This is a genomic window from Amycolatopsis orientalis DSM 40040 = KCTC 9412 (genome assembly GCF_000478275.1).
GTDB classification, from domain to species: Bacteria; Actinomycetota; Actinomycetes; order Mycobacteriales; family Pseudonocardiaceae; genus Amycolatopsis; species Amycolatopsis orientalis.
Map to the genome: position 1 here is coordinate 1 of NZ_ASJB01000042.1, position 18,709 is coordinate 18,709.

13 protein-coding genes are annotated in these 18,709 nt (G+C 68.4%); 7 read left to right on the forward strand and 6 right to left on the reverse strand.

Annotated elements, in window-relative coordinates:
- Positions 1-226 precede the first annotated feature (226 nt).
- A complete protein-coding gene (locus L324_RS10590; protein WP_037306093.1) occupies positions 227-2,923 on the reverse strand; it encodes a tetratricopeptide repeat protein in 2,697 nt (898 codons plus the stop codon).
- A 234-nt stretch (positions 2,924-3,157) separates the two neighbouring features.
- On the reverse strand, positions 3,158-3,595 hold the full coding sequence (locus L324_RS10595; protein WP_235783486.1) for a hypothetical protein: 438 nt from the start codon (positions 3,593-3,595) through the stop codon (positions 3,158-3,160).
- Between the two features lie 136 nt (positions 3,596-3,731).
- Between L324_RS10595 and L324_RS10600 the strand changes: the two genes are divergently transcribed.
- Entirely contained in the window at positions 3,732-3,971 is a 240-nt protein-coding gene (locus L324_RS10600) for a VOC family protein (RefSeq protein WP_235783487.1), read from the forward strand.
- A gap of 56 nt (positions 3,972-4,027) precedes the next feature.
- Here the strand turns inward: L324_RS10600 and L324_RS10605 are convergent, their stop codons facing one another.
- Positions 4,028-4,594, reverse strand: a complete 567-nt coding sequence (locus tag L324_RS10605) for a hypothetical protein (RefSeq protein ID WP_152546789.1) — start codon at positions 4,592-4,594, stop codon at positions 4,028-4,030.
- Between the two features lie 783 nt (positions 4,595-5,377).
- The gene (locus L324_RS10610) at positions 5,378-7,432 is read right to left on the reverse strand and encodes an AfsR/SARP family transcriptional regulator (RefSeq protein ID WP_235783488.1); all 2,055 of its coding nucleotides are present in this window, start codon (positions 7,430-7,432) and stop codon (positions 5,378-5,380) included.
- A 165-nt stretch (positions 7,433-7,597) separates the two neighbouring features.
- Between L324_RS10610 and L324_RS10615 the strand changes: the two genes are divergently transcribed.
- Positions 7,598-10,894, forward strand: coding sequence for an NACHT domain-containing protein (locus L324_RS10615; protein WP_051173832.1), 3,297 nt, complete (start codon positions 7,598-7,600; stop codon positions 10,892-10,894).
- A gap of 20 nt (positions 10,895-10,914) precedes the next feature.
- Here L324_RS10615 and L324_RS40900 read toward each other — a convergent pair whose 3' ends face one another.
- Together L324_RS40900 and L324_RS42250 are read right to left on the reverse strand one after the other, a co-directional pair.
- Complete coding sequence (locus tag L324_RS40900) at positions 10,915-11,340, reverse strand: FHA domain-containing protein (RefSeq protein ID WP_051173833.1); 426 nt, start codon at positions 11,338-11,340, stop codon at positions 10,915-10,917.
- 91 nt (positions 11,341-11,431) lie between these two features.
- Positions 11,432-11,614 (reverse strand): hypothetical protein, encoded by a 183-nt coding sequence (locus tag L324_RS42250; protein ID WP_152546790.1) that lies wholly within the window; start codon positions 11,612-11,614, stop codon positions 11,432-11,434.
- Between the two features lie 89 nt (positions 11,615-11,703).
- Here L324_RS42250 and L324_RS10625 point away from each other — a divergent pair, with 89 nt between their 5' ends.
- From L324_RS10625 to L324_RS10645, 5 genes are all read left to right on the forward strand, one after another.
- Entirely contained in the window at positions 11,704-13,080 is a 1,377-nt protein-coding gene (locus tag L324_RS10625) for a glycoside hydrolase family 10 protein (protein WP_037306095.1), read from the forward strand.
- A 226-nt stretch (positions 13,081-13,306) separates the two neighbouring features.
- Positions 13,307-13,531: an MbtH family protein gene (locus tag L324_RS10630; protein WP_037306096.1), complete on the forward strand. Its 225-nt coding sequence runs from the start codon at positions 13,307-13,309 to the stop codon at positions 13,529-13,531.
- Positions 13,528-15,300, forward strand: a complete 1,773-nt coding sequence (locus L324_RS10635) for a fatty acyl-AMP ligase (RefSeq protein ID WP_051173834.1) — start codon at positions 13,528-13,530, stop codon at positions 15,298-15,300. The genes L324_RS10630 and L324_RS10635 overlap by 4 nt, the downstream gene beginning before the upstream one ends.
- Entirely contained in the window at positions 15,297-17,027 is a 1,731-nt protein-coding gene (locus tag L324_RS10640; protein ID WP_051173835.1) for an acyl-CoA dehydrogenase family protein, read from the forward strand. Before L324_RS10635 ends, L324_RS10640 begins: the two co-directional genes overlap by 4 nt.
- Positions 17,024-18,688, forward strand: coding sequence for an acyl-CoA dehydrogenase family protein (locus L324_RS10645; protein ID WP_051173836.1), 1,665 nt, complete (start codon positions 17,024-17,026; stop codon positions 18,686-18,688). Before L324_RS10640 ends, L324_RS10645 begins: the two co-directional genes overlap by 4 nt.
- Positions 18,689-18,709 lie beyond the last annotated feature (21 nt).

Below are 18,709 nucleotides of genomic sequence, written 5' to 3' on the forward strand. Positions count from 1 at the left end.
GAGCAGCGCTACGACGTCCCACCGAAGATCCTGATCACACCACGCTTAACTTAGCGGCATTGCCTTGTGGCCTGGGATGGACCTTTCTCGAACCCAACGCCCAAGTTCGCTGATGATCGCCCACTGATTTCTTGACCACTCGAAGAGCGCTGATCGATCCGATCTGCGCTCTTCGCTATTTCGGCGCAATCCAGAACCAGGCCCCCGAGCCGCACCACTCGGATCATCAGGGCTTCGCTTGAACGTCGCTGAGACGCCGACGGACCTCGGCGGCTTTGTGAGAATAGCCGGCGTTGTCATAGACGGCGGCGGCTTCCTGCCAGCAACTGATGGCTTCGTCGGTGCGGCCGAGCCGGCGGAGGCAGGTCGCCAGGACATCCAGCGGGCCAGCGATGGTTTCGTAGCGGTTGAGCGGTGTGCTGTGGCCGAGGGCTATCGCGTCCCGGCACAATGCGATCGCCTTCTCGGGGGCGCCGAGTTGACGCCAAGCACGCGCTAAGTGTGTCAAAGCCGTCGCCTCACCGGTGAGATCTCCGGCTTGGCGGCGCAGGCGCAGACCTCGTTCGGCGTATTCGAGCGCGACCTGGCTGTGACCGAGGCCGAGATGGGCGGTGCTGAGATTGCCTTCCACCACCGCCTCCCAGCGTACGGAGCCGATCTCCTTGCTCAACGGCAACGCCAGTTTGAGCAGCCTTACCGCCTCCTGAAACCGGCCCTGTCGAAGCAATAGCAGGCCGCGACCGTTGAAGTCGGACACCCGAAGACGGGGGTCGTCGAGTTGCCGGACCAATGTGGCCGCATGGTCGAGGTCGGTTTGAGCCTGATCCCACCAGCCCAGATCACTAGCCGTTTCCCCTCGGTCAATCAGGAGAATTGCTTCCTGAGTGCGGTTGCCGACACGTTTGGCGGCGGTGATCCCGGCGTCGTGGGCTCGGATCCATTCTTGCGGGCTGCCCAGGGAACAGAGGAAGCGGCACGCATGAGCGAGAGGGATCGTGTGGTGATCGAGCCGCCGTTCGGCGGCGTGTTGGAGGGCGGCCAAGATGTTGGCACGTTCGGTGCCGAGCCAAGCCCATGCCTCGTCTGGGGTATCGATAAGGTGCGGGTGGCGGGGTACGGCCACGGCCGCCGGCATCTGCACGAACAGGTGATAGATGTAATGGTCGGCAGTGCAGACGGTGTAGGTGTAGAAGGTCAGTAAGGCTTCCAACGCCCGCTCCCGATCTTCGTCGGTGTCCTGGTGACGGGCTTGGTCGGCGGCGTAAGCGCGCAGTAGGTCGTGGAACCGGTACCGACCACCGGCCGTGGGCTCGATCAGATGCGCGCCGGCAAGCGCGGCCAGCAGGGGACGAGTGTCCATCGGCGCCAGTTCGGCGAGCACGGCGGCCGCGGGAAGGGACAGGTCGGGGCCGGGGTGTAGGCCGAGTCGCCGGAACAGCCGAGCCTGCTCGGGCGGGAGCCGGCGATAGGACCAGTCGAAGACCGCTCGGACGGCGGCTCGCTCGTCGGCGAACTCGCTGAGGACGTCCAGCCGGGTGTGGTCGTCGGCCAGTTCGATCACGACGTCGGCGACCGTCAGATGCGGGTGGGCGGCTGCGCGGCTGGCCGCGACCCGCAGTGCCAACGGCAACCGCGCGCACTGCCGGATCAGCGCGGCGACCGCGTCCGGCTCGGCGGCGGCACGCTCGGCGCCGAGGATGCCGGTTACCAGGTCGAGCGCTTCGGGCGGAGTGAGCAAATCAAGGGTGAGGCGGTGAGCGGCGTCGGTGACGACGAGACCGGTGAGACTGTCGCGACTGGTGACCAGCACCATGCAGCCCGCCGTACCGGGCAGGAGGGGCCGGACCTGTTCGGCACTGTGCGCGTTGTCCAGCACGAGGAGCGTGCGCTTGCCCGCGAGCAGGGAGCGCAGCAGGGCCGCTTGGGCGTCGACGTCGGTAGGGATCGCGCGCGCCGCGACCCCCAAGGCCCGCAGGAACCCGCTGAGGGCTTCGCCGGAGGTGACCGGGGTTCCAGGACCGTATCCGCGCAGATTCACATGCAGTGTGCCGTCCGGGAAGCGGTCCTGTATCCGGTGGGCCCAGTGCAACGCGAGGGTGGTCTTACCCATCCCGCCCGCGCCGTCGACCGCGGTGATCACCACCGAACGTGGTCGCTCGTCGTACTGGCCGGGCTCGGGCGGGATCAAGGCGTCGAGCGCGGCCAGATGCTCCGCCCGCCCGGTGAAATCCCGCACCGATCCCGGAAGTTGCCGGGGAACCACTCGTCCCGAAATCACATTCGGATGTCCGGGGTGCGATGCTCGGGTGAGCGCCGTCGTCGGATCCGGCGCGGCGGGGTAGGGATGATCGGGCAGGGTGATCCAGCCGGTTGTGGTGACCTCCTTGACCTCGACCGAAACGGTGCGCCAGGTCGCGGGCGCGGCGCCGGGGGTGTGACGGATGACGTCGTCGAACAGCCAGTCCGACGCGATCACCGCCAGCACGCCGGGTGAGGCGGCGAGCGCGGTCTTCAGCGGAGGCGCGTCGCACAACCGGAACGCCAGAGTCAACGAAGACGACGTCACACCGTGCTCGTCGTAGCCGACTTCCCCGGCGTGGAGCGCGATCCGCAACCGGATCCGCTGCGCTTCCGGATGGGCGTCGTTGTGCACCCGCAAGCGCGTCACCAACGTCGGCAGCGCGGCCTCCACGAACACGGCTTTGTCGACCTCGCCGGGCACTAGGACGAATACCGCGTCTCCGCGGTCCTCGTGGTAGCAGTCTCGCCATACCACTCCGGTTGCGGTGAACGCCGCCTCGATGGCTTCGTAAAGCCCGTCGCGCACCGCCCGTTGGTGTGGCCCTGTCCGGCGCCGGTCCCCGAATCCCTCCACGTCGGCCACCACGATCAAGTGGTGCCGCGAACCGCGTCTCGCCACCATCGCCGCTCCCTCCTCGGCCCCTGGGCCAAGGGTCTCAGGGAAAGCGATGCGGGGATACAGCGCACGTTTCCACAAGAGGCCGTGAGCAGTAAGAAGCGTTCTCTTGAGAAGCCAGCCACCAGTGGTGGACTTGCCTGCCTTGAGGCTTCCGGTGGTTTCGACGGGTCCTCGAAGGTGAAGGTCGAGTTTCCTCGGCTGAACCGAGGGAAGGGGCCTTCACGCCCTGAGTGCGGGCTAGCGCGGAGTTGTCAGCAACGTCGGCGTCGGCGGTATCGAGGCACGGTCGACGGAGAAGACGGCGAGGAAGTAGTTCGCCTGCACACAGTTGACGTTCTCCCCGCCGGTGAGGTCCGCGGTCAGCGTTCCGTGCTCGACGATCAGCTCGGCGCCGTCCTCGGCGCAGCCGGGCACGACGAAGGCGAAGCCGCGCCGATCGGGCGGCGGCGCGAACGACAGAGCGGCACGCACTTTGTCCGGTTTCGAGTTCCCGGCGCGCTCCAGGGTTCGCTGGAACTCCCGAGCTTCGGCCGTGCCCAGTTCCGTGGGCGCCACATTCACCAGCCCGGCGGACGAGCCGAGTGCTGTGAAGGCTTCCAGCCTCGCCTGTCCCGCACCCGCACCGGCCCCACATCCCGCCACCAGCAGCAGAAGACACCCCGCGATCCATCTCATGTGCACAGGACGGAGCAGACCGGTCCTCCGGTTGCACCGCGCGGTGGTCGACGCTACCGCACCCGTCCGGCGGACCGATCTGTCACCATTCCCGTCGTGCTGGCGTGTTCTCGGATTATCACCCGCGACCTCGGTATTGAACATCGAGCCGTATTTCGACCAGCCCTTCTACGTCGGTTACTCGGTCGCGGGTTACGAACTCGCCCTCGATCCCGCCCTCGACCCCGAAATCGGCCCGATCACCTGTTGGGGCGTCGAGGCCGATGAAGAGGCGCTGCTCGCCGCCGGGGCGACTTCACATTCCGGGGTCGAAGAGGTCGGCGGGGACATCAAGGTCGCCGTCGTCCGCACTCCCGACGGAAATCTGGTCGCCTGATTCACAACCCGCATTTCAAGGTCGAATAAGGACGTTCCGCGCCGAGAACCCCGGCCTCAGCACGGCTGCACGTTGGCGACGAAGCTGAAGGTGGTCAGGGCCACGCCCGTCCGGGTGCCCGCTTCCGAGCTGTTGGTGTCCCCGACGAAGGACCATTCACTGACGAAGCTGTCCGTGACCTGACCCGCGAACACGTCGACCGCGTGGTCGGTGTCGCGGTAGCGGATTTCCTCATAGCCTCCCCGGCTGACACTCTGGACACACTGGCCCGCCGGCGCCACGTAGATCAGGAAGTCGGGTGAGGTTCCACGCACGTGCGTGAAGTCCGCCCTCGTTTCGATCGCGTCCATGAAGATCCTGACCCGCAACCGATTCGTCCCCACTCCTTCCAGGGTCGAGTTGGCGAAGACGTCCGGGCCATGCCCGTTGAATTCGTCGTCTCCTCCGACCCGCGGCGGGATGAAGCGGTTGTCCACCGGGATCCGCTTGGCCGGGATGACCACCGACGCGAATGTGCCGGCTTTCCCTTGTCCCACCGAGCCGGGTGACGCACTGGCCGACGGCGCGACGGACAACCCGGCGACGGCCGCCACCGCACCGATACTGATCACTGACTTTCGCATGACATTCTCCCCTGGTCGCTCTTGCCGGGCTTCGTTTTCGTGACCCGCTTCGAGAGGCAGATCGCGCGGGTGACGGTGGTATCGATGTCCGAATCCGGTCACAGCGCGAACTGCCCTGCGCTCACTGTGGCAAGGGCCGTCGACAAGCCGTCGACATCCGGTCGACAGCGCTTCACCGAGGAAGGAAGTCGTGATGACCGTTCCCGCTGCTGGCCGCCGCCGGGGGCCAGGTCGCGCACCGGACGATCCCGTGGCGGTCTTCGCCCCCGGCCCGGACCGCGCCCACCTCTCCGAGGTGACCTGGCCCGCGCCTGCCATGGAGCCTTTCCATCCTGGGGTTCCGAGGTGGGGAGTCGTGAGTGGTAAGTGTCGTTAGAACGACACTTACCACTCACGACCAGGTCCTCAATCCTCCACGCTCGCGCATGCCACGTCGCAGGTCAGAGCCGTTGCCCCCACGACCCCGCTCCCTCGCAACCTGGCGCCGGGTGGGAGGGGCTGAAGGGGCCCTTCGTCTCATCTCACGCGGCGAAGGGCGCTTTCCCCGCATGCGATGCGGGGAAAGCGCCCTTCAGCCCCAAGCCACTGTTCGGCGAGACCCTCTCGGCCGAGGCCGAAGCACTGTCCGCCCGAATGCGCGCGCCTGGACGGCGTTGAGGTCACCACCTACCCGGAAGAAGCCTCCCGGCTGATCTGGCACGACCACACCTTCCCCGCACTGCCGCTGATCGGCCATCGGTGACTGCGGAGACCACGATTCTTTCTCGCCGCGAGCGCAACTCCTCAGCGCCCTGAGCGCAGCAGAGCCGTGGCCTCCGCATAACGCTCTTCGCAGACGGCGACAGCGGGCCAGTGCGCCAAGGCGAGGTTGTGCTGGATCGCGGTGTGCAGATGCCGCACGGCCCGTTCCGGGGCGCCCATGGCCATCGCGGCGACACCCAGGGGATAGTGGGCCGATCCGAAGCAGGCGACGGCGAGGCTGGCCATCACCGGCAGGTCCGCGAACGGACTGAGCAGTTCGTAGACCCGTGCCGCCGTTTCGGCGTCACCCAGCCGGTAGGCGGCTTCCGCGACGCCGTTCATCGAGACCATCCAGGTGCTCGACCGGGGCAGTTCCGCCAGATCGGAGCCGACCAGGCCGGCGAGTGAGCTCGCCGCCTTCCGCCGGTCCCCTGCCACCGCGGCGGCCGCGGCCCGCGCCGCGAAGTACGAATTGTCGACAGTGGACAGCGTCGACGAATGCACGAGCCGGTCGAGCAGTGGCAGCACCTCCTCGAGCCTGCCCTGAAACCACCGGATCGCGACCAGATGCGCGCCGTACCAGCCCATGGCGTCGGCGTCGCCCACGGTCTCCCCGAGTTCCGCACAGACCTGCGCTTGTCTCTCGGCCTCGTCGAACCGGCCCGCCCGGATCGTCAGCATCACCTCGAGGGCGTCCGCCACGAAACGCGCCGCGAGGAAATCGTCCTCGGCGAGGGCTTGACGCAGTTCCCCCAGCCGTCGTTCGGCGTGCGGATGGCCGGCGAGGAACAGGTCGACGGTGTGCCACACCAGGCCCATCAGACGGTCACCGCGACGGCCGGTGCGGGCGCTTTCGCCGATCAGCTCCCTGGCCAGCGTCTGCCTCAGCCGTCCGTGGTCCGGGCCGAGCAGGCAGTGGTGGGCGAGGCTCAGCGCCTCCGCGTGTGCCACCGGATCGTCGGCGAGCCGGGTTTCCTCAAGTACTGCCAGGATTTCCGAATGCCGGGACGCCCGGTAGTCGATCTCTCCCGCGAGCCGGACCCGCAGCCGTAGTGCCAGCGGAGACTCCTTGCCGACCGCGGAAAGCGCGGTTCTCAACCGGGTCTGCATCTGCTGGGTGCCGGTGGCCGTGCGATGTTCGTGCACCCACAGGCCGGACAGTCCCAGCATCGCGCGCGCCAGGCTCTCTCCGTCGCCCGCCTGCTCCGCCAGGTTGTAGGCGGTTTCGAAATGCCGCCTGCTGGTGCGCAGATCGCCTTTGCCGAGAAGGGCGGCTTCACCGTCGGTGAGCGGACCGGAGTCGCCGGTTTCCGGAGCCAGCAATTTCTTGTCTTGAGAGAGGATTCGCCGTTGAATCACGGACAGCTCGGGCGAAGGTTCGACTCCGGACTCCTCGAGCAGCAGCAGCCGCGCCCGCTGGAACGTCCGGAGCGCGTCGGCCTGTCTTCCCGCGCGGTACAGGGCCAGCATCAGATGTCCCCATAACCGTTCGTGCCCAGGATGGGCGAAGGTCAACGCCTCCAGTTCCGCGACCAGTTCCCTTCCTCCCCCGGCGGCGAGATTCGCGGCGATCCGATCTTCCACGGCGTTCTGACGCAGTCGTGCCAATCGGATCGACTCGGCGTCGAGAGCGGCGACGTCGGAGAATTCACCGTAGGCGGGGCCACGCCACAGATTCAGTGCCGCGACAAGCCGCTCGGCCGCGAGGACGGGCTGCCCGGCGTCGAGCGCCCGGCGCCCCGCGGCCGCCAAACCTTCGAACCGCACCGCGTCGATCACTTCGGGATCCAGGCGCAGAAGGTACCCGGGCGCCCGGGTCACGATCGGATCGCCGCCGAGTGCCTCCGCCGCGGGCTGAAGGTATTTGCGCAGCCGGGAAACGTAGGTGCGCACGGTCCGGTCGGCGTCGTGCGGGGCACGCGGACCCCACAATTGCCCGACCAGAGCGGCGACGCTCACCGCGCGGCCGTCCGCGATCCCGAGCAGGACGAGCAGGGCCCGCAGGCGCGGTCCGCCGAGGTCGAGCACCGTGCCGCCGACCGCGACCTCGAACGGACCGAGCACCCGGAAGTCGACGCCGTGCGAAATGCCGCTCACACAGGCCCCCTAGACCAGGACGAATCCTTCATCCGATCTGACAGGAGCGGCGATCCGGGCCTCAGATACGCGATACTCCGCCGGTTCCCCGTGACATCGGCTTCGACCGTTTCGCGGTGAGCAGTCCGCTGGCAGAATCGGCGGCCTGCCGAGGGAGGGTATGGGGTGGCGACGAAGCTGACCTATCGGGACGCCGTCAGGATTCTGGGTACCGGGCACAGTTCGCTGGTTCAGCGGCTTGACAAGCTGTTCGGCGGCTTGCTGCTCGCCGCGACACCGTTCTTGCCGGAACTGCTTTCGATCTTCGACGCGAAGGCCGAGTTGGTGCGGCTGACCGACGAACTGGTCGCGCGAGGCATAGACAAGCGCCGGAAAATGAGTCAGTTCGATCGGATCCAGCGGCTCCACGCGGCACGCGGGGTGCTGATGGTCACCGCCTATTTCGACGCGCTGGAGCGCGAGAAACTTCCCTTCAGGTTCGACGCCTTGAAAGTCTCACGCGCCGATTCACTGGCCCTGGCGGGCGCCGGAACCCCGGCGAACTCACTGGCCGAGGCCGCGGAGGCCCTGGTCCAGACCGAACTTCCCCTGCTGGGACTGACTTCGGACAGCGTCGGTCTCCGGTCGGACCTGGACCGGTTCTATCGCGCCCTGAGCCATCGTCTCGACAATTTCCTGCGAGGGCTGGCCGTCTGGGATTCCTTGAACGAAGCCCAGAAGTCCCACACCAGTGGCGTACTGCAGCTGGCGATCCCCTCGGCGATCTCGAACTTCGACGCTTCGATGCAGCGCCTGGCGGTGGAATCGCCCGAATTCGCCGTCTGGTTGACCCTTTCCGGCCATCGGTCGAGCCGGGACCGCCTGGAGGACGTGCATCGCGCCGTACAGGACCTGCTCACGCGGGCGGAGCCGGTCGACCAGGTCACCCCCGCGCTCCAGGCGATCGTGCGCTGCAATCGCGCCGTTCTGGGCCGCAAGCTCCTCGCTTCGGCGGAACTCCCCCGGGGCCTCGACGCGCCCGAAATCGATCGCGCGTACGTCAACCCGAACTTCCGGATGGCGGACACCGTGTCCGGCACCCCGATCAACGACGAGGATTTCTGGGCAGGGCAACGAGTATGTGAGGACTTCGAAAGATTCCTGCTCGGCTACCTCTCCACTCCGTGGGCTTGGCTCAAACCCATGGTCATCCTGGGACATCCCGGTGCCGGGAAGTCCTTGCTGACCGTGGTGCAGGCCGCCAGGCTTCCTTCGCCGGACTTCATCTCGGTGAGGGTCGCCCTGCGCGATGTACCGGCGGACGTTTCGATTCACGAACAGATCGAACGCGCCATCCGGCTGTCCACCCACGAAACGACGACGTGGCCGGATTTCGCCAGATCGGCGGGCAGCTCACTGCTGGTGCTGTTCCTGGACGGTTTCGACGAGCTGCTTCAGGCGACAGGCGTGAGCAGATCCGACTATCTGCTCCAGGTCAAGCATTTCCAGGAGATCGAAGAAACCCAGGGCAGGCACGTGGCGGTGATCATCACCAGCCGTGTCACGGTCGCGGACCGCATGCGGCTCCCGGCGAGCGTGCTGACGGTGCGCCTGGAACCGTTCGATCTCGCTCAGGTGGGTCAGTGGCTGGAGGTGTGGAACGAAGTCAACCGGGAACACCTGTCGAACGGAGGACACGGCCCGCTCGGTGTGCAGGTCGTCGAACCGTATTTCGACCTGGCCTCCCAGCCCCTGCTGCTGCTCATGCTGGCGGTGTACGACGCCGAGAGCGGCGCGTTGCGCCATACGCGGAGGAAGCTGAGCCAGACCGAACTCTACGAACGCCTGCTGGGTCAGTTCGCCCGGCGCCAGGTCGCCAAGACCGATCGTCACGTCTCCGTCGAGGACGCCACCGTCCGGCAGGAGCTGATGGTGCTGTCGATCGTCGCGCTGGGGATGTTCAACCGGGGCGCGCAGTGGATCACCGACTCACAACTGGCCGAAGACCTGGCAGCGTTGCAGATCGTCGCCCCCGCGGAGAAGACGGTCACCGACGAGCACCAGCTCCTGGCCAGTGAGGCCAAGAACGCACTCGGCCGCTTCTATTTCGTCCATCGGGCACGCACTTCCCTGGACGACCGGGAGCTGGGCACCTACGAGTTCATGCACGCGACGTTCGGCGAGTTTCTCGTCGTACGGCTGGTCTGGCGCTGTCTCTTGGACATGGTGGAAAGACTGAGACACGAGAATTCCCGGCTTTTCACCACCGGGCAGCGTGCCGACGATGTCGAACTCCGGGCCTTTCTCTCGTGGTCGCTGCTGTCGACGCGTTCGACCACGATCGACTATCTGCGGGAACTCGCCGCCGGTGTGTCGGAGAACCAGCGTCCGGCCCTGCGAGCCGCCCTGCTCACCGCCTTCCACGGGCTGCACCGGCCGGAGGTCAACACCGTCTACCGCGGTTACGTGCCCGCCACCATGACGGCCACCGCCCGCTTGGCCACCTACGGCGCCAACCTGCTGCTGTTGCTGATGACGATCGGCGCCAAAGTGACCTCGAAGGAGTTGTATCCCGATTCGCGGGACCACGTCGACGAATGGACGCGCACGCTGTACTTCTGGCGGTCCCAGCTGCGCCCTGGCGAGTGGGACAGCCTGCTGGAACGTTACCGCGCGCTTCGCCTCGGAGAGGCCGAAACATCCGCTGTGCTCCTGGTCTCCCGGTCCGACCGGACCGAAGCGGAACGGTCACCCGGACTCTCGTGGGCGCCCGAGGCCGCACGCGCCGTTCTGCGGATTCCGACCGACATCCTGCGGTCGGCCGAGATCATCTGCGACCGGAATCTGGACCTCGCCGTCAACGCGCTCGGCGATCCGGCCGGTCTGCCCAGCCGGATGATCTCCGTGTACTTCGCGGATTCAGGGAACGTCTGGTCTGTTTCCGGCGAGCTCGCGAGGGCCGCTTCGTTTCATTCTTCGCTGACACCCCGAAAAGAACGGATGGCGGTCTTCGAACGGCTGGCCACCGTCGGCAGACTCGCACTGGCGACGAACGAGGACTGGGGACAGCAGTTCGCGTCCCAGGTGTCACAGCTGCTGGTCAACGATGACGTGGTGCCCGTTTCGTTCATTCTGCGCCACCTCGAAGTGTTGCGTGAACACGCGGGGCCGGTCTACCGGGACCACAATCTCAAGCTGATCCTGCGCCTGTTCCCGAGGATCTCGGACATCCACGCCTTCGTGCCCATGCTGGACGAGCTGCTGCGCGGACATCGCCTCGGGGCCGACCTGGCGGCCGAGTTCTGGTGCGCGCTCGCCGAAAAGGGCGTTCCCGCGGGCCGGTTCCCGTACGAGGTCCGCGAACACGCCGCCGCGTTCCGGTCACGAAACCGGGACGTGCTGCTGGCCCGTCGCCCCGACCTGTCGAAGCGCCTGTCCGCGCTCGGTGTCCCGATCCAGGACGACGACTCGGCCGAGTCATGACTCATCCGGTGGCGCCACCGTCAACCGGATTCCCGCTCGCCGGACCGGAACAGCAACCGGTACCGGCCGACCCACACCATGTCCCCGTCGGCGAGGACACGACGATCCATCGGGATCCGGTTGACATAGGTGCCGTTGAGCGAGCCGAGATCGGCGATGACGACCTCGCCACCGGACCTGCGTAGTTCGATGTGGTGGCGGGAAACGGTCGGATCGTTCAGCACGACGTCGCTGGAAGGATGCCGGCCGACGACCGTGGTGTCCTTCGTGAGTTCGATCGTGACCGGTTCCTGGATCCCCGGGCCGCGGACGATGTTCAGGGTCGCGCCGGAACGCGGGATCACCGGCGCGGCCCGAGTTTCCTCGGACGGCCGGGGAACCGGTGCCGAGACGGTGCGGCTGGTGTGGGCGAGCGGGTCCGGGTCGCTCCGGCCTTCGTCGCTCATGGTGACACCTCCCCTTTCCTGTCCGGCCAGGGTGCTCCGGAAAGAGCCGTCTCCGGGTCGACGCCCGCTTTCGACTACCCCGTGAAGAATCCTATGAACCGATCGTGGGCCGGGCAAGAAGCGGATCTCGAGATCGTCCATTGTGGATCATGACATCCGGCTCGACCCCGAGGCGGACGAGCACCGAAAGTTCCTCGAAACTCTTTGCCCGGTGACGCCGCGCCGTGTTCTGCTGCTCGCGGTAGGTGAACATCATCGATTTCGTCCAGGTCACCGAAGACTTGGTTCCCGGAGCCGGCCTCGCCGGCGGGGACATGTCCCGAGGTGGGCATCCCCTGGGCGGCGCCCGGGAGGAGACCACGGATGGCAAGAAGTTCGTCGGACCTGCACGGCAGGCGGTGGTGGCGGTCATCGGCCGCACGGATACTGGCGGGAGTGGCCAGCGTGGCCGCCACGGCCGCCGTGCTGGTGACTGCTCCGGGCGCTGACGCCGCGGCCGGTACCTTGGGGGCCGCGGCCGCGCAATCCGGCCGGTACTTCGGCACCGCGATCGCCGGCGGGAGGCTCGGCGACTCCGCCTACACCACGATCGCGGCACGCGAGTTCAACATGGTGACGGCCGAGAACGAGATGAAACCCGACGCAACCGAGCCCAACCAGAACCAGTTCAACTTCTCGGCGGGCGACCAGATCTACAACTGGGCGGTCAGCCGGGGGCTGCGGGTCCGCGGTCACACGCTCGCCTGGCACGCGCAGCAGCCAGGGTGGATGCAGAACATGAACGGCAGCGCCCTCCGCAGTGCGATGATCAACCACATCCAGAAGGTCATGGCGCATTACCAGGGCAAACTCGCGCACTGGGACGTGGTCAACGAAGCCTTCAACGAAGACGGCAGCCGCCGTTCGTCGAACCTGCAGGGCACGGGCAACGACTGGATCGAGGTCGCGTTCCGGACGGCGCGCGCGGCCGACCCGTCGGTCAAGCTCTGCTACAACGACTACAACATCGACAACTGGAACTACGGCAAGACGCAGGGCGTGTACAACATGGTGCGGGACTTCAAGGCCCGCGGCGTGCCGATCGACTGTGTGGGCCTGCAGGCGCATTTCACCGGCGGCAGTTCGGTCCCGAGCAACTTCCAGACCACGATCTCCAGCTTCGCGGCGCTCGGCGTCGACGTGGCGCTCACCGAGGTCGACGTCACGAACGCTTCCACCTCGCAGTACACGGCGCTGACTCAGGCTTGCCTGAACGTCGCGCGCTGCGTCGGCATCACGGTGTGGGGCGTGCGTGACAGCGACTCCTGGCGTTCCAGCGAGAGTCCCCTCCTGTTCGACGGCAACGGCAACAAGAAGGCCGCGTACAACTCGGTACTGAACGCCCTCAACGCCGGAAGCCCGACCACGACACCCACCACCCCGACGAATCCCACCACACCCACCACTCCGACCACACCCACGACTCCGGGCGGGGGTGGTTGCACCGCCACGCTTTCGGCGGGGCAGGCCTGGAGCGACCGGTACAACCTGAACGTTTCGGTCAGCGGCTCCTCGACCTGGACGGTCACCATGACCGTTCCGAGTCCGGCGAGGATCAGTGCCACCTGGAACATCAACGGCACTTGGCCCAGCAGTCAGGTCCTCGTCGCCAAACCCAACGGCAACGGCTCCAACTGGGGTGTCACCATCCAGCACAACGGAAACTGGAACTGGCCCAGCGTCAGCTGCAGCACTTCCTGATCCCACTGAGCCTTGAGTAGCAGTCGTGAGTGGTAATGACGGTTAGAACCGTCATTACCACTCACGAGGGTCTCGGGGCTCGGGTGCGGTGTGACGTCGTCCAACTGAGGGCCGGGCAGCGGTTGGACGTCTCCGGCGCCGGACGGCATTGCCGGTCAGCCGATCGCGGAGGCATAGTGAGCCGCCTGCCGGACTCACCGCACTTCGCCGAGAGAGGGGCAATTCCGTGCCAAATCCTTTCGAGGACCCGGACGCCAAGTATCTCGTCCTGGTCAATGACGAGGGTCAGCATTCCCTTTGGCCCGTTTTCGCCGATGTCCCCGCCGGATGGAAATCCGTTTTCGGGGAATCCGGACGACAGGAATGCCTCGACTACATCGAAAAGAATTGGACCGACATGCGTCCGAAGAGCCTCATCGAGGCGATGGAGAAAACCGCACCGGCGTCATGACGGCCGACCTCACCGGATACCGGAGCCTGGGTGAGGCCTTCGCCGCGCGTGCCGCCGAGTTCCCCGATCGCACCGCGCTGACCCTTTACCGGGGCTCGGCCGAACCGGACCACGAGAGCGTCGGCTACCGGGAACTGATGCGGCGGGCCCAGGTGCGCGCGACGGAGCTGGCCCGGCGGCTGGAACCCGGCGAACGGGTGCTCATCGCCCTGCCGACGGGCCTGGAGTTCGTGGAGATCTACCTCGCCTGTCTCTTCGCCGGGCTGATCGCCGTGCCTTCACCGGTGCCGGGTCCCTCGTCGAGCGCCAACGAACGGGTCGCCGCCATCACCGCCGACTGCGCGCCGGGGCTGACCATCACCACCGACGCCGCGCTCGCGGAGATCACCGCGCGCCGGCGCGAGCACGGTTTCGCGGGACTGCCCGTCGAAGCGGTGCGCCCCGCGAGCGCGGAGCCGGTGTCCTGGCAAGCGGCCGGGCGCCCGGTCGGCCGCGACACGGACGCGGTGCTGCAGTACAGCTCCGGCTCCACCGGCTCGCCGAACGGCGTGATCCTCACCCACGGCACCGTACTCACCAACCTCGCGGCGCTGTGCACGCATCTGCGCCTCGGCCCGGGGGACCGATTCGGCGGCTGGTTGCCGCTGCACCACGACATGGGCCTGTTCGCCCAGCTCACCGCGGCGCTGCTGTGCGGCGCCCCCGTCGTCCTGATGCCGCCGACAACGTTCGTCCGGCGGCCGATCGAGTGGCTCCGCATGCTCGACCGGTTCAAGGTCACCTACACCGGCGGCCCCAACTTCGCCTACGACCTCTGCGTACGCGCGATCACCGACGAGATGACGGACGGTCTCGACCTCTCGGCGGTGCGCTACTGCCTGAACGGATCCGAGCCCATCCACGTGCCCACGATCCAGGCGTTCACGGAACGGTTCGCCCGGATCGGGCTCGACCCCCTCACCCACTCCCCCGGCTACGGCCTGGCCGAGACCACGGCGTACGTGGCCTGCATCCCCGACGACGTCCGGCCGACCTTGCTCACGGTGGACACCCGGCGCCTGGAAACGGCCGAGCGGCCCGAGCTGCGCCCGGTGCCCGGTGGCACCGGCAGGCAGGTGACCGGGGTGGGGCGGCCGCACGCCTTCGACGCGCTGATCGTCGACCCGCGGACCCGCGAGCCGGTGCCCGCGAGCCGGGTCGGCGAGATCTGGTTGCGCGGGGCCAGTATCGGCCGCGGCTACTGGGGCAAGCCGGAGCTGTCCGCACGCGTCTTCGACGCCACCCTGGCCGGCGTCGAGGACGACGGTGGCTGGCTGCGCACCGGCGACCTGGGTGCCTTCGCCGACGGCGAGCTTTTCGTCACCGGCCGCCTCAAGGAGATGCTGATCGTCCACGGCCGCAACCTGTACCCGCAGGACGTGGAACACGAGGCCCGTGCCGCGCATCAGGCCCTCGGCGGTCAGCTCGGGGCCGCGTTCGGTGTCGGGGCGCCGGACGAGCGCGTCGTGCTGGTCCACGAGGTCCGTCCCAACACCCCGAGAACCGAGCTGCCCGCGGTGATCACGGCCGTCACCCGCAGGCTCAACCGGTCGTTCGGCTTCCCCGTCCGCAACGTCGTGCTCGTCCGGCACGGCACCGTCCGCCGCACCACCAGCGGGAAGATCAGGCGCACCGCCATGCGGGACCGGTTCCTCGCCGGCGAGATGAAGGTGCTGCACGCCGAACTGGAGCCGGGCCTGCGTCCCGCGCCATCGGGAGCGGAGCCGTGACGTCCACCCGTTCCGGCGTCGAGATCGAGGTCGCGCTGGACACGGCTCTGGCGGACGACCCCGCCACCGGCCGCCGGACCGCCGAACTGGACGCCGCCGAAGCCTTCCCAGAGCCCTTCGTCGACCGGCTGGACGCCTTCGGCCTGCCCGCGTACTACGTCCCCACCGGTTGGGGCGGCGCCGTCGAGGACCACGAACTGCTGCTGCGGCTCTGGCGCACCGTGGCCCGGCGCGATCTGAGCGCCGTGGTGGCGCACGGCAAGACCTACCTCGGGGCCGCCTCCGTATGGATCGCGGGCGACGCCGGGCAGGCCGCCACCACCGCGGCCCGGATACTGGAGGGCGGCCGGATCGCCTGGGCACTGTCCGAACCGGACCACGGCGCCGATCTGCTCAACGGCGAGTCGACGGCGACCGCCTACCGCGACGGATATCGGCTCGAGGGTGTGAAATGGCCGGTCAACAACGCCACCCGCGCCCGGTACCTGACCGTCCTCGCCCGCACCGGCAAGGCGGGCACCGGGCGCGGTCAGAGCCTTTTCCTCGTCGACAAGGCCGCGCTCGCTCCCGGCACCTGGCGAACGCTGCCCAAGGAGCCGACGCACGGGATCCGCGGTGTCGACATCTCCGGTATCGCGTTCCAGGACGCGCAGCTGCCCGCCAACGCGCTCCTCGGCGCCGAAGGCACCGGTGTCGAGACCGTCTTGCGTGCACTGCAGCTCACCCGGACCCTGTGCGCGGCCTTGTCCCTCGGCTCGGGCGAGCACGCGCTCCGGCTCGCCGCGGCCTTCGCCGCCGGACGGATCATCCAGCGCCGTCCGCTGCTGGGCCGCGCCTATCCGCGCGCCATCGTCGGCCGCTGCGCGGCGCTGCTGGCCGCCGTCGAGGCCACGGCCTTGGTGAGCGCTCGGTCGATCCACTCCCTCACCGGGGAGATGAGCGTGATCTCTGCCGTGGTCAAGGCTTTGGCGCCCACACTGACCGACGCGATGCTCGGTGAGCTCGCCGAACTGCTCGGTGCGCGCTCGTTTCTCACGGACGTGTACGCGCACGGCGCGTTCCAGAAGATCGGGCGGGATCACCAGATCGTCGCCGTCTTCGACGGCAGCACCCCGGTGAACCGCAGCGCGCTGGTCCAGCAGTTTCCCCGCCTGGTCAAGGAATTCGCCGCCGGCACGGTGGACGTCGGCGGACTCGCGAAGGCGGTGTCGCCCGGGAGCCCGCCGGGTCCGGTGGACCGCGGCGCTCTCGCGCTGCTGTCGCGGCGGGGATGCTCACTGGTGCAATCCCTTCCCGCGCTGGCCGCGTCGATCACCGCCGGGGCGGCACCGGACGGGCTCGCGGCGCACGCGACCGCCCTGGCCGTCACCACTGGGAAGGTCCACGAACTGATGGCAGGTGTCGCTCCGGCCGCCCGCCCGGCGATGGCCGCCTACGAACTCGCCGCCGCCTACGAACTCTGTTACGCGGGCGCGGCGTGCCTGCATACGTGGTCGGCCGAGCGGCATCGGGACGAACCGTTGTGGGACAACGGTCTCTGGGTCCGGGCCGCGCTCCGCGCGCTGCGGGCCAGGCTCGCCGCCACGCTGCGGCTCCCCGCGCCCGGCCCCGAGGCGGGAGACGACCGGATCGACGACGCGCTCGCGGCCCACGTGGCCGAGGCCGCCCGCACCGGCGCCGCGGTCACGCCGTTCGGCACCCCGATGCTCCCGGCGGACCGGTCATGAGCGCCGCCGAACTGGACGCGCTCCTCGGCGATGCCTGGGACGACCGGAACCCGGTGGGATATCAGGCGATCCTCGCCGCCGACGAACGGCGGGAGATGCTCGCCGCGGGTGAACGGGTGCTGGACGAGTACGGTCTGAACGCCGAGTTCGTCCCCGTGGCCTACGGCGGCCGCTGGGACCGCGCCGACCGGCTCGCCGAGGTGCTGCGCACGGTGTGGCGGCGGGACCCGTGTCTCGGTCTCGGTTACGGCTTCAGCTCTCTCATCGCCTCCGTGAACATCTGGACCACCGGCGACGAGGAGCAGCGCCGCCGCACGGCCGGGCTGCTGCTGGACAACCGCCGGATCGCCGCCGCCTTCCACGAATTGGCGCACGGCAACGATTTCGCGAACGCCGAATGCGTCGCCCGGCCGGACGGCGGGGGCTGGCTGCTGTCCGGTCGCAAGGAGATCGTGACGAACCTCCGGCGGGCCGAGGCCATGGTGCTGTTCGCCCGGACCGGCGCGGCGGGCAGCCGCGGCCACAGCCAGTTCCTCGTCCAGCGGGACGACCTGCCCGCCGCGGGAATGCGGGATCTGCCGCGATTCCACAGTTCCGGTATGCGGGGGGTGCAGCTGGGCGGCGTCGAGTTCGACGGCTGTCCCATTCCCGGCACCGCCCTGATCGGCGACCCCGGTCAGGGCGTCGAAGTGGCGCTCCGCTCCTACCAGGTCACGCGGTCGGTGGGTGCCGCGATGTTCGCCGGTCCGCTGGAAACCGCGCTGCGGCTGGCGATCCGCTGCTCGCTCGACCGGCGGCTCTACGGTGGCGCGGCGGCCGACCTGCCGTACGTGCGCGCGATGATCGCCCGCGCCTACGCCGATCTGCTGGCCATCGAGGCGTTCTCGGCGGTGGTCCTGCGCGCGCTGCATCTGGCGCCGGAGTCGATGGCCGTCTACGCCCCGGCGGCGAAGTACCTGACCGCGCGGATCCTGCTCGACGCGTTCGGGGACCTGCGCGCGGTACTGGGTGCGCGTTCTTACCTCCGGCGGGGTCCGTACGGGATGTTCCAGAAACTGGCCAGGGACATCGCGCCCGCCACCTTCGCCCACATCTCCCTCACCGCCGCGCTGGTGACGCTGCTGCCGCAACTTCCCCGGCTGGCCAGGCGATCGTGGCTGTCCGGCCCGGCCGCGACGCCTTCGCTGTTCGCCCTCGGTGGCGATCTGCCCGCGCTCTCGCTGGACCGGTTGAGCGCGGGGATGCCGCGCCAGGACGGGATCATCGGCGCCCTCGCCGAGATCGCGGACGAGAGTGCCGACGATCCCGTACGCCGGTTCACCGCTCGCTACGCGGAGGAATTGCGTGCGCTGCGGGGCGGATGCGCCGCGCTCGGGCCCGCGGACCTCGCCATCGACGCGTCGCCCGCGGCGTTAGCGCTGGCCGACCGGTACACCGTGGTCCTCGCCGCCGCCTCCCTGCTGGCGGTGTGGCGGCACGGCGGCGCGCGCCGCGACGAGGCGATGCTGCTGGGCGCGCTGGACCGGCTGACCGAACGGCTGGGCGGTCCGCCGGTGCTCGCCCCCGCCGAACGCGACGAGACGGAGCGGCGGCTGTTCGAGCAGGCCGTCGCGCACCACCTCGACGGACACCCTCTCGGCCTTTTCCCGCTCCCCGCGTAAAGTCCCGGCCTCGCATTTAGC

Bases quoted from the DNA above. Each gene is read 5' to 3' on its own strand.
- L324_RS10590 (WP_037306093.1), bottom strand. From the start codon at position 2,923: ATGGTGGCGAGACGCGGTTCGCGGCACCACTTGATCGTGGTGGCCGAC.
- L324_RS10595 (WP_235783486.1), bottom strand. From the start codon at position 3,595: ATGAGATGGATCGCGGGGTGTCTTCTGCTGCTGGTGGCGGGATGTGGG.
- L324_RS10605 (WP_152546789.1), bottom strand. From the start codon at position 4,594: ATGCGAAAGTCAGTGATCAGTATCGGTGCGGTGGCGGCCGTCGCCGGG.
- L324_RS40900 (WP_051173833.1), bottom strand. From the start codon at position 11,340: ATGAGCGACGAAGGCCGGAGCGACCCGGACCCGCTCGCCCACACCAGC.
- L324_RS10625 (WP_037306095.1), top strand. From the start codon at position 11,704: ATGGCAAGAAGTTCGTCGGACCTGCACGGCAGGCGGTGGTGGCGGTCA.
- L324_RS10635 (WP_051173834.1), top strand. From the start codon at position 13,528: ATGACGGCCGACCTCACCGGATACCGGAGCCTGGGTGAGGCCTTCGCC.
- L324_RS10645 (WP_051173836.1), top strand. From the start codon at position 17,024: ATGAGCGCCGCCGAACTGGACGCGCTCCTCGGCGATGCCTGGGACGAC.